This is a genomic window from Phyllobacterium sp. P5_D12, from assembly GCF_054049495.1.
The window spans coordinates 1-9,815 of record NZ_JBFUMG010000140.1 but is presented as its reverse complement, the minus strand read 5'-3'; the positions used below and the strand labels follow the sequence as shown (position 1 = coordinate 9,815).

General features: G+C 56.2%; 11 protein-coding genes. 5 read left to right on the top strand and 6 right to left on the bottom strand.

All coding sequences use genetic code 11. From position 1 onward, the window contains the following. The coding region (gene glpK, locus ACXJ5O_RS11650; protein ID WP_457300036.1) for a glycerol kinase GlpK at positions 1-1,465 on the top strand (1,465 nt) is incomplete at its 5' end. A gap of 202 nt (positions 1,466-1,667) precedes the next feature. Here the strand turns inward: glpK and ACXJ5O_RS11645 are convergent. The 4 genes from ACXJ5O_RS11645 to ACXJ5O_RS11630 form a co-directional block, all read right to left on the bottom strand. Next, entirely contained in the window at positions 1,668-3,857 is a 2,190-nt protein-coding gene (locus ACXJ5O_RS11645) for a transglycosylase domain-containing protein (protein WP_457300035.1), read from the bottom strand. 134 nt (positions 3,858-3,991) lie between these two features. Beyond that, positions 3,992-5,221 carry an integrase gene (locus tag ACXJ5O_RS11640; RefSeq protein WP_457300034.1) on the bottom strand — a complete coding sequence of 410 codons (1,230 nt, stop codon included), beginning with the start codon at positions 5,219-5,221 and terminating at the stop codon, positions 3,992-3,994. Continuing rightward, positions 5,200-5,484 (bottom strand): hypothetical protein, encoded by a 285-nt coding sequence (locus tag ACXJ5O_RS11635; protein ID WP_262294524.1) that lies wholly within the window; start codon positions 5,482-5,484, stop codon positions 5,200-5,202. Before ACXJ5O_RS11635 ends, ACXJ5O_RS11640 begins: the two co-directional genes overlap by 22 nt. 218 nt (positions 5,485-5,702) lie before the next feature. Next, on the bottom strand, positions 5,703-6,047 hold the full coding sequence (locus tag ACXJ5O_RS11630) for a hypothetical protein (RefSeq protein WP_457300033.1): 345 nt from the start codon (positions 6,045-6,047) through the stop codon (positions 5,703-5,705). 385 nt (positions 6,048-6,432) lie between these two features. Here ACXJ5O_RS11630 and ACXJ5O_RS11625 point away from each other — a divergent pair, with 385 nt between their 5' ends. The 4 genes from ACXJ5O_RS11625 to ACXJ5O_RS11610 all read left to right on the top strand — a co-directional run bounded on the left by ACXJ5O_RS11625 (position 6,433) and on the right by ACXJ5O_RS11610 (position 8,478). Continuing rightward, a complete protein-coding gene (locus ACXJ5O_RS11625; protein ID WP_457300032.1) occupies positions 6,433-6,765 on the top strand; it encodes a hypothetical protein in 333 nt (110 codons plus the stop codon). Positions 6,766-6,988: 223 nt separating this feature from the next. After that, positions 6,989-7,291: a hypothetical protein gene (locus ACXJ5O_RS11620; RefSeq protein WP_457300031.1), complete on the top strand. Its 303-nt coding sequence runs from the start codon at positions 6,989-6,991 to the stop codon at positions 7,289-7,291. A gap of 63 nt (positions 7,292-7,354) precedes the next feature. Beyond that, the gene (locus ACXJ5O_RS11615; RefSeq protein WP_457300030.1) at positions 7,355-7,801 is read left to right on the top strand and encodes a hypothetical protein; all 447 of its coding nucleotides are present in this window, start codon (positions 7,355-7,357) and stop codon (positions 7,799-7,801) included. An 11-nt stretch (positions 7,802-7,812) separates the two neighbouring features. Next, positions 7,813-8,478 carry a DUF4145 domain-containing protein gene (locus tag ACXJ5O_RS11610; protein ID WP_457300029.1) on the top strand — a complete coding sequence of 222 codons (666 nt, stop codon included), beginning with the start codon at positions 7,813-7,815 and terminating at the stop codon, positions 8,476-8,478. Between the two features lie 29 nt (positions 8,479-8,507). Here the strand turns inward: ACXJ5O_RS11610 and ACXJ5O_RS11605 are convergent, their stop codons facing one another. Continuing rightward, positions 8,508-9,155 carry a hypothetical protein gene (locus tag ACXJ5O_RS11605; RefSeq protein ID WP_457300028.1) on the bottom strand — a complete coding sequence of 216 codons (648 nt, stop codon included), beginning with the start codon at positions 9,153-9,155 and terminating at the stop codon, positions 8,508-8,510. 102 nt (positions 9,156-9,257) lie between these two features. Next, positions 9,258-9,662, bottom strand: coding sequence for a hypothetical protein (locus ACXJ5O_RS11600; protein WP_457300027.1), 405 nt, complete (start codon positions 9,660-9,662; stop codon positions 9,258-9,260). Between the last annotated feature and the right edge of the window lie 153 nt (positions 9,663-9,815).

The window sequence follows — 9,815 nt, the reverse complement described above, 5'->3', positions numbered from 1 at the left end:
CCAGGGAACRACGTCGAGCCGCGCTATTGTTTTCGACAAGAACCGCAAGGTTGTGGGCAAGAGCCAGCAGGAATTCACGCAGATCTATCCGCAATCGGGCTGGGTGGAGCATGATCCGGAAGAAATCTGGCGATCGGTACTCAAAACGTGCGAAGTGGCGATTGAGAACGCCAAGATAGAGGCAGGCGACGTTGCGGCTATCGGCATCACCAATCAGCGTGAGACGGTCATTATCTGGGACAAGGAGACCGGCAAACCAATTCACAATGCCATCGTCTGGCAAGACAGGCGAACGGCTCCGCTCTGCCAGAAGCTGAAAAAGCAGGGCCTCGAAAAGACGTTCACGAAGAAGACAGGCCTGCTGCTCGATCCGTATTTTTCCGGCACCAAGCTCTCTTGGATCCTCGACAAGGTGCCCGGTGCACGCAAACGCGCTGCAAACGGCGAACTGCTCTTCGGCACGGTCGATAGTTTCCTCATTTGGCGGCTGACCGGCGGCAAGGTGCATGCAACCGACGCTACAAATGCTTCGCGGACGTTGATCTTCAACATAGCGACGAACGAATGGGACAATGAGCTCCTCGACATCCTCCGCATCCCTCGCGCCATGCTGCCGGAGGTAAAAGACTGCGCGGCAAATTACGGCGCTGCTGAAGCCGACATCTTTGGCGCTTCAATTCCCATTCTCGGCGTGGCGGGCGACCAACACGCGGCGACTATCGGGCAAGCTTGTTTCGAGCCGGGCATGTTCAAATCCACCTATGGAACCGGATGTTTTGCCGTTCTCAACACAGGCAGCGACATGGTGCTGTCGAAGAACCGGCTGCTGACGACAATTGCCTACCGTCTCAATGGCAAGACGACCTATGCCCTGGAAGGCTCGATCTTTATTGCCGGCGCCGCCGTGCAATGGCTGCGCGACGGGTTGAAAATCATCGGCTCGGCGCCCGAAACCGGCAAACTCGCCGACCAGGCCGATCCAAGCCAGAATGTCTATCTCGTTCCAGCCTTCGTCGGCCTTGGCGCGCCGCATTGGGATGCCGAGGCGCGCGGCGCCATCTACGGCCTTACCCGCAACACCGGTCCGGCGGAATTTGCCCGCGCCGCTCTCGAATCGGTTGCCTATCAGACGCGAGATTTGCTCGATGCGATGCGCAAGGACTGGAAGTCTTCCGGTACGAAGACCGTTCTGCGTGTCGATGGCGGCATGGTCGCTTCCGACTGGACGATGCAACGTCTCGCCGACATTCTCGATGCACCGGTGGATCGTCCGACGATTCTCGAAACGACAGCACTCGGAGCCGCATGGCTGGCGGGCTCGAAGGCGGGCATCTGGCCTGGCAAGCGCGATTTCGCCAAGACCTGGGAACGCGACATACGGTTTGTGCCGAAGATGGACGACAAGACGCGAAAGGCGAAAATCGCCGGGTGGCGGGCGGCGGTGAAACGGACTTTGACGAGTTAGCGGGATTGATGCAATGGCTCGACTCTTAACCCTCCCCCTTGTGGGGAGGGAGGCTGCGCAGCAGCAGGGAGGGGCATTTTAAACAACCTCGCACTGCCCATTCCATATAATTAGAAAGACCCCTCCCCGTCGCTTCGCTCCGCCCCTCCCCACGAGGGGGAGGGTAAGGCGGCAATGTTGGCGCTACGTATATAAATCCAAATCAATTGCCCATGATCAGGTCAAAAAGCGTCGTCTTGCGGCCCTTGTGGCCAACCTCGCCGGGAGGCACGGGGCGGGTTGAGCCGGTTTGATCGCCGAGATCCGCAGGAGGAACCGGGCCGACCGGATCGAGTTGCGCGGAAGGCACGCCCTCGGCAGCTGGCACCGTGGGATCGACCCCGGAAGAGGGCAGGATATCGTTGCCGTCATTGACTTGCTGATGCAGCTGATAGTCACCCGGCAACTGCGCCACCGGCACGCCCTTGTGCGCAGCGACCATGAAGTCTTTCCATGCGATGGCTGGCAGCGAGCCGCCGGTGATCTTCTTGGTCGGCTTGCCGTCATCATTGCCGAACCAGACGCCGGTCGTCAGGTTCGATGTGTAGCCGATGAACCAGGCATCGCGGAAGTTCTGGCTGGTGCCGGTCTTGCCCGCTGCCGGCCAGCCGAATTTGGCTTTCGTCGCCGTCCCCGTATCGACCGTTTGGCGCAGCATGGCATTCATCATGCCGACGTTGCGCGGATCGATGACCCGATCCGTAGCGGTGTTCTTGTGTTGGTAGAGCACCTTGCCTTCGTTGGTCGTCACGCGGCGGATGATATAGGGCGGCGCCCTGTAGCCGCCATTGGCAAACGGCACAAAAGAATCGGTCAGTTCCAGAAGCGTTACTTCCGATGTTCCAAGTGCCAGTGAAGCATTTGCCGTGAGGTTCGACTCGATGCCGAGGCGATGGGCTGTCGATACGACCGTCGACGGGCCCACTTCCATCACAAGCTGCGCCGAAACGGAATTCAGCGAGCGCGCCAGCGCTTCAGCCAGGGTGACTTTGCCGAAATACTTGCCGTTGAAGTTGCCGGGCGTCCAGTTGCCGATGCGGATGGGCGCGTCGTTGCGCACGGATTCGGGCGTGAACCCTTGTTCAAGCGCGGATAGATAGACAAACGGCTTGAACGCCGAGCCCGGCTGACGCTTGGCCTCGCTGGCACGATCGAACTGGCTGTTGGCATAGTCGTAGCCGCCGACCAGCGCCCGCACCGCACCGGTACCATCCACCGAAACCAGGGCACCCTGGGAAACGTTGAGCTTCTCACCATTCTTGCTGATCAGGTCGCGGATCGACGCCTCGCCGAGCTTTTGCAGCCCGAGATCGACAGTGGTGTCGACGATCACATCCCTGCGCACATCGCCAATCAGATCCGGGAGGTCTTCCATGACACGATCGGCGACATATTGCTCCGAACCGCTCCAATAGGAGGCGGCGCGGGTTGCCGGCTGTTTCATGGCGAAGTTGAGTTCCTTGTCGCCGATCATGCCCTGTTCGCGCATGGCCGCGAGTACAAGCTGCGACCGTTCACGCGCGGCTTTCGGATCACGCGCAGGCGACAGGCGCGATGGTGCCTTCAACAGCCCCGCAATCAATGCGGCTTCCGGCAACGTCACTTCCTTGGCCGATTTGTTGAAATAACGCCGGGAGGCTGCGGCAACGCCATAGGAACCGGAACCGAGATAGACCCGGTTCAGATACATTTCGAGAATTTGATCCTTGGTATATTTCTGCTCGAGCCAGAGGGCGAGCATGACTTCCTGCACCTTGCGTTCGATGGTGCGGTCCGGTGTGAGGAAAAGGTTCTTGGCCAGCTGCTGGGTGATGGTCGAGCCGCCCTGGACAAGCCGTCCGGACATGACATTGGCCACCATCGCACGGGTGAAGCCGATCGGATCAACGCCAAAATGCGAATAGAACCGGCGATCCTCGATGGCGACGACAGCTTCCGGAAGATATGGCGACATGTCATGCAGGCTGATCGCCTCGCCGCCAGATGCGCCGCGATTGGCAATCAGATCACCCTCGACCGAAACGATCTTGACGTTGGGCGGACGATCGGGAATGGCCCATGTGGTCGTCTGCGGCATCTTGGCGGCGAAGTAAATGACAGTGCCGGCCAAGGCTATCCCGCCCCAGATGCACAGAACGAATGACCAATAGACCAGACGGCGCAGCGCACCAAGAAAACCGCCGCTGCTGCGGGCGCGGCGCGATCTGCCACGTTGCGATTTAGCGGGTTTGCGTGCCGTCTTGCGTTTTGCCACAGGCCTGTCCTCCGGATCTGCGCGCAAATCATCGCCCGAACGGCGGTCCCTACCGAACCCCGGCTCAATGCGCTGTCTGCCCTTGTCGCGTGATGCCATTGATGAGAAGTCCCGCCCCCATGAGCCCGAATAGTTGCAAGCGCCCCGTTGCAGGGTAAATGCGGCGATTTAAGGTGCGGTTAAAGTCGCATCAGTTAATTAATGTTAAAGATCAAGACATTGGAACGGACGCGTTACCGCCCGTTACCGCTGCCGTTACCGCTCTGTTCTCGGCCCTTCAACCGAGCGTCTGCGAAGCGGTCTGCTGCTTCTTCTGTCGCACGATCGTAAACCGCTGATGTCGTGCGTGTTCCGCTGTGGCCGGCAACCTTTGCAGCGTCGTCGGTTGTTGCACCAGATGCCCTGCCCTCAGTGATTCCTGAAGCCCTAAGATCGCGAGCCCATGCCTTTGGATCGATACCAGCGACTTCCCTATCCTCAGCCCATCGGTCTGTTATAGCCCCAGAGTTGTAAGGCAGACCGGTCGCCTCCGAGACGATCATTGGTCCTATGCGCTTGTCGTCGGTCCAGTGTGCCATTTCCTCCAAGACCATAGGCGCCTTCGACAGCGGATATGCGATCGACTTGCCAGACGTGTTTGCGGTCTTCGATGGTGTGAACTTCAACAAAAGGTTGTCATCTACATTCTCCCATCGCAATCCAAACCATTTCAGTCCAGCCTCCACGTCAAGCACGTCTGAGACGCCACCCGTCTCCATAGGCCACCATTGACCTGCAGCGTCCCAAAGACGCAATGTGGTCTCATAAACAAGAGCGTATAGGAGCGCCGAGGATGGCCTACCAGCAGCATGCGCCGCTTGTCTGGCGGCAATGGCTTCCGCGGCCGTAAGAACCGTCTCACGACGCTTTGGCTGTGGCAATCCAAAGCGGGCAGTCTTTAGGATTTCACGCAGTTGAATGCATCCGTCAAAGCGGCGCAGGATGCCATGTCGCACTGCCGCCTCAAGGATGGCTCGGCAAGTCGCTGCTGCCGCAAGGTGCTTGTCTCCATCACTCCAGATTTTGTGCCATCGGATAACGTCGATGCCCATTATGGAATCGACGCGCCTCGGTCCTATGTGCTCCTCGAGCTTGGCAAGGTAATGTTTGTACGGGACAAGCGAGCCAGGTTTTAGTTTGTGAAAAGCGCTTTCCTCGTCTCGCTGATATGTCGAGAACAGTGAGCGAAGCGTGCCATCGAAGGCGAGCGGGTCGTGGCGATATCCTGTCCGCCACAGCAGCATATCCGCCTGAAGTGCATTGCACTTGGCGACTAGCATGTCTGGACTGTCTTGCATGAATGAGAGATTGACGGTCTTTGGACTATATCCGCGCTTAACATCCGCCTCGTCGGCAACCCATACGGGAGCGTGACCAGACGCGCGCTTCATCCATTTAAGACCTACTGCTTTCGGCCTTTCCATTCGCCCTCCCCCCGATCAGGCATGCCGCCAGACCCAACTGTGATCCCGAGATAGCTCTGATAAAAAACTCGCACGAGCGGAACGGCACGTCCGCCGTGAAAGGCGTCGATCTGTGGAAAGCCAGGCTTCTCTGATATCGTCGGCAATCGTTCCTTCAGCCAGCGTGGTGCGGCTGCCTTACCTACGATTGCCTCTGCAATCGCCGCGTCGCTCGCGAAGAGCGGAAGGCGGGCAAACGGGTCATTGTCATTTTCAGCGCGCATAGCCGCCTCCTCTTCTGGTGTTTAGTTGCTGCCAATCCAGTACGCACACCGCCAACGCCTCTGACAACTGAGAAACCAAATCTACGCCCCCTCAACTGTTAGCAGACAAAAAAGAGCCGGCGCCTTTGGAGAAAGTACGCCGGCCAAGTTGGCTGTGGTGGTTGTGGTGGCTTGCTATCTTCTTCTGTTCAACGTGGTTCTCCTCGTATCGCGGATGGTCAGGCCGCGAGTGCTGCTATAACAACGTCGCGTCCGTCGAAGCGAACCATGTCGCGGCCGATACTCGCGCCAATCGCTGCAATCTGTGCAGCCCATTGTCCGTCATCGGGATTCTCAACGAGGATCTTTGCTGCAGCGACCTTGGCTTCCACGTCGCTATAATCAACGCTAGGCGTCCTAATTAACTCGTCAATGACTGCGGCGTGCGCGTCGAATAGTGCGTTCATTGCCGCGTCTGGCATTCCGCACAGATACATTGCGGAGTTGATGCCGGCCAAAAGGCCGGTCATTTCGCTTACGGAAAATCTGTCTGGTTCCTGGGATACTGCTGCTGCATGGGTCATTTGATGTTCCTCTGGTTGCTTCAATTGGGTCAATGTGATACTTTTAGATCACTTCAATCCTAATGTCAACACCTTTGGATAATTTTGATACCTATGGATCAGTCGTCAACCATAACGGGCCGCCAAATAGCTGCAGCTAGGTCGCTTTTGGGCATGTCCCAAAGCGTGTTGGCTGCAAGCGCGCGGATTTCAATTCCAACCTTGAAGAGGATGGAGGCAAGCGAAGGATATGCAACGGGCATGATCAACAACGTTACCGCGGTTCGATCAGCGCTTGAATCTGCAGGCATCCTCTTCATCGATCCAAACGGGAATGGCCCAGGAGTGCGACTGAGGGATAGGCATCCGTAAATTAAACGGCGAGTGGACCGAAAGGAGATGTGCTGTGAAGGCGTTACTATCGGGTTTTCTTAGTGTTTTCTTGACCTCGCCAGCGTGGGCGTTTTCAGGTGCAGATTTGCTTCAGAACGATGGGGTTTATATGCAAGGTTTTGTAGCTGGCTCCGTAAGCGCAATGCTGACATACGTTGACACGAACAATCCAATGAACCTTGAGGCAGCACAAAAAAGAAGACAATGTTTGAACCAGGGCAACATCGAAATGCCGACTTTCTATTCGGCTTTGGTTTCCTACGTGAAGAATAATCCAGAGGCGTTGACCGCCCAGATTGAACGGTCAATAGTCGTCGTGATGAATCAAATCTGCCCGCTGAAATGACCCTACCCACGATCTACACCCTCCACGAGGCCGCCGAAAAACTGCGAATAAAGCCGAATGCACTAGGGCGCCTGGCACGCAGACAGGGTCTTTGCGCTGCCCATAGCAGAGACCTCCTTTTCAGCGGGCAGGACCTAAATGATATCGCGGAAATCATGCGTGTAGCCGCACGAGACAACATAAGACCGGCACACGTGAGTTTGTTCGTCGAGAGGACTATGGGATGAGCCCCAAGGAAACGCTGGAAAATATCTACACCCTTGATGAGGCAGCAGAGAAGATACGTTTGAAGCCGCGGACACTGGCGAAGTTTGCTCAGGATCGCGGCCTCTGCTCAGTACGCGGCAGAGCCATCCTATTTAGCGAGGGTGACCTGGTGGCGATATGGGAGGCGATGCGTGTGCCTGCGAAGGGAACGTTTGGGGTCTCGGGTTTGCCACCGCAGACGCATCTGTCTGAAGCGAGACTGATGGAGAAATTGCGCAAACTCACAGCAAAGAAACCGCGCCGACGCGCCGAGCTCTAATACAACTTGCATTCCTCCACACCCGCACGCATAGATTGCATCCATCGGGTTGGGGGAATTCCTATGAAATTACGAATGTTGGCGCTCGCTTCCGCGTGCGCTCTGTCGGGCTGCATGAGCGCCAATGTCAACATGTATCCAATACAAGGACCGCTTGCTAAACAGGTGCCGTTGCCGACCGTGAAGGCTGTTGCGATGGGCGTAGAGAATAACAGTGGTCCCATCAAGGCCACTCTCGCTGACGGTCAGATGTGCAATGGCACTTGGTCGTCGGTTGCACCAAGGATTGGCGCTGTCACCACAGGATCGCTGTTCAGCGTATACGGTGGCGCAGTCTACGGCTCGTCGGTGACAACTGGCATTATGCCGGGCGTCAACAAGGGGCAGGCCTTCATGACATGCAATCGCGGTACCACGGTCGATGCAGAGTTCTATACGGGCAGCGGAACGGCGAGCGGTTATGGTATTGCCAAGGATAGCGCCGGCAACGTCTATAAAATGCTTTTCTAGAGGATAGTTAAATGAAGTGCCCACATTGTTCAGTAACGGTTCATATGGCTTGGGTTCAGCGTCCGTTTGTTGGACCGAACAATGTGGCTCGTCCTTGGGATTATCGAAGTAGCGTCTGTCCGGCATGCGAAAAGATCGTGTTAGAGTACGGCTTAGCGGCCAGAAATTCGTTTGAGATTACCGTCGCGGTTGAAAATTGGTCGCCCATTGAACCAAAGCGCACAAATCGAGATCCTGTGCCAAAGGAAGTTCCATCCACTGTAGCATATGACTATATCGAGGCGTGTAACGTGCTCAATATCAGCCCAAAGGCTTCAGCGGCTCTATCACGTCGCTGCCTGCAGGCCATGCTTCGGGCTCACAATTATATTGCGAAAGATTTGGCCAAGGAGATCGATTTACTGATCAATGAAACCGATACGACAAAGGCTGTTCCTCCATCCCTACGCGCGACGGTAGATGGTATTCGCAATTTTGGTAACTTTTCTGCCCATCCTATCACTGACGTTACAACTCTGCAGGTGATCGACGTTGACCCGGAAGAAGCGGAATGGTGTCTTGAGGTGTTGGAGGAGTGCTTTACACACTTCTACGTTAATCCCGCTCGCGCAGCCGCCCGAAAGCTAGCCTTAGACACGAAGCTGGCTAACGCGGGCAAACCGCCATCAAAGGGGTGAACTCGATCAGTCATAGACTCCGATGGGCGTCAGACCTCGACCGCATCATTCGCGGAGGTTGGAAGGGCCAAGTCTATGCGCCCCATAGCGCTCCTTGTTCGTTGAATTGTTTCCTGAATTTTTTGTTGGTCTTCGCCATGGCCTTTTGTAATCTTCGCCGCACGAACCACCATATGCTTTATTTCCACAAAACACTCGATTAGATGAGCTGGGCGAATAGCCTCGAACGGTACACGATTGAGTGCCTCTTCACATATCTGAAAATCTGCAGCTTCTGCGTCGTGCCAGTTGCCCCTCTGTGCTTCGTTCATGGCATGAATTATAAAACGCGCTGCAATCCAAGCGAGCTCGCGATGGGCACGCAAGTTGTCATTGCTGTGTTGCGATAGCGCTTCATATTTTTGGGACCACTCTTTGACGCGGGCATCTGCCTCAGTAGCCACCTTTGGCGGCACAGTGACAAGCTTGACCAGAAAGAGGATGAACCCAACGAGTGCAACTGCGCCGACCGCGTAAGCAGCCCTCACCAAGCCATCGAGGGAGCTGGATAATATATACCCCAGCACGCCAACCGACGCCGCCACGCCAAGCGTAACCGTGGTTCGCCATGGATTGTCGAGCCTGATTAACTCCAGCGATTCCAATAGTGCGCGTTTGGCAACTTTTCCCCAATACATGAGTCGGCACTTAATATGTTGCAAACGCGTCGCGCAACTACGCGGCAGATCTGTGTCGGGGCAATTCAGCCCAAATTTGCAACTTGCAGTGGATATCATAACTTAAAGCCCCGCGGCAGCAGTGAAGAATCCATCCAACTGCTCGACCGTAAAGCCGAGACCTGAGAACCCCTGCTGAAGCATCTCATCAGCACGAAGGAATGTAGCTGACTTATTGAATGCTATTTGCACGAGTGGATCCTGCGCTGATACCCAAGCAGTAACTTGATCGGTGAGGCCAGAGACGGCCAACTGCAGGAAGAATTGCCTGCTGGATATGACAGTCGGTATTTCCACAACGGCGGGCAGCAGAGGTGGCGCGATAAACTGACCGTTGGCATAGGTCCAGCCGATATCGGCTTCTTCGTTGGCAACCCACTGGCCATCCCACCCGTCTGGGATTCCAGCCTCACCGAACACTGCGCGATTGACGACAGCGCCGTCTTTGATTTCACAGAAAATCTTCATTCGTTCCTCACTTCGTGCAGTATTCTTTGATGATCACGAATCCGATACCGCCCCCGCCGCCGCCACCTGCGTTGCCACCGTTGAAGCTATGTCTTCCTGCACCACCTGCACCCGCAGCGGGTGCGCCGGATACCGCACCCGAGAAAGCAGCCG

What these genes read in the sequence shown, in the direction of transcription:
- ACXJ5O_RS11645 (WP_457300035.1), bottom strand. Translation starts at nt 3,857, where the DNA reads ATGGCATCACGCGACAAGGGCAGACAGCGCATTGAGCCGGGGTTCGGT.
- ACXJ5O_RS11640 (WP_457300034.1), bottom strand. Translation starts at nt 5,221, where the DNA reads ATGGAAAGGCCGAAAGCAGTAGGTCTTAAATGGATGAAGCGCGCGTCT.
- ACXJ5O_RS11635 (WP_262294524.1), bottom strand. Translation starts at nt 5,484, where the DNA reads ATGCGCGCTGAAAATGACAATGACCCGTTTGCCCGCCTTCCGCTCTTC.
- ACXJ5O_RS11630 (WP_457300033.1), bottom strand. Translation starts at nt 6,047, where the DNA reads ATGACCCATGCAGCAGCAGTATCCCAGGAACCAGACAGATTTTCCGTA.
- ACXJ5O_RS11620 (WP_457300031.1), top strand. Translation starts at nt 6,989, where the DNA reads ATGAGCCCCAAGGAAACGCTGGAAAATATCTACACCCTTGATGAGGCA.
- ACXJ5O_RS11615 (WP_457300030.1), top strand. Translation starts at nt 7,355, where the DNA reads ATGAAATTACGAATGTTGGCGCTCGCTTCCGCGTGCGCTCTGTCGGGC.
- ACXJ5O_RS11610 (WP_457300029.1), top strand. Translation starts at nt 7,813, where the DNA reads ATGAAGTGCCCACATTGTTCAGTAACGGTTCATATGGCTTGGGTTCAG.
- ACXJ5O_RS11605 (WP_457300028.1), bottom strand. Translation starts at nt 9,155, where the DNA reads ATGTATTGGGGAAAAGTTGCCAAACGCGCACTATTGGAATCGCTGGAG.
- ACXJ5O_RS11600 (WP_457300027.1), bottom strand. Translation starts at nt 9,662, where the DNA reads ATGAAGATTTTCTGTGAAATCAAAGACGGCGCTGTCGTCAATCGCGCA.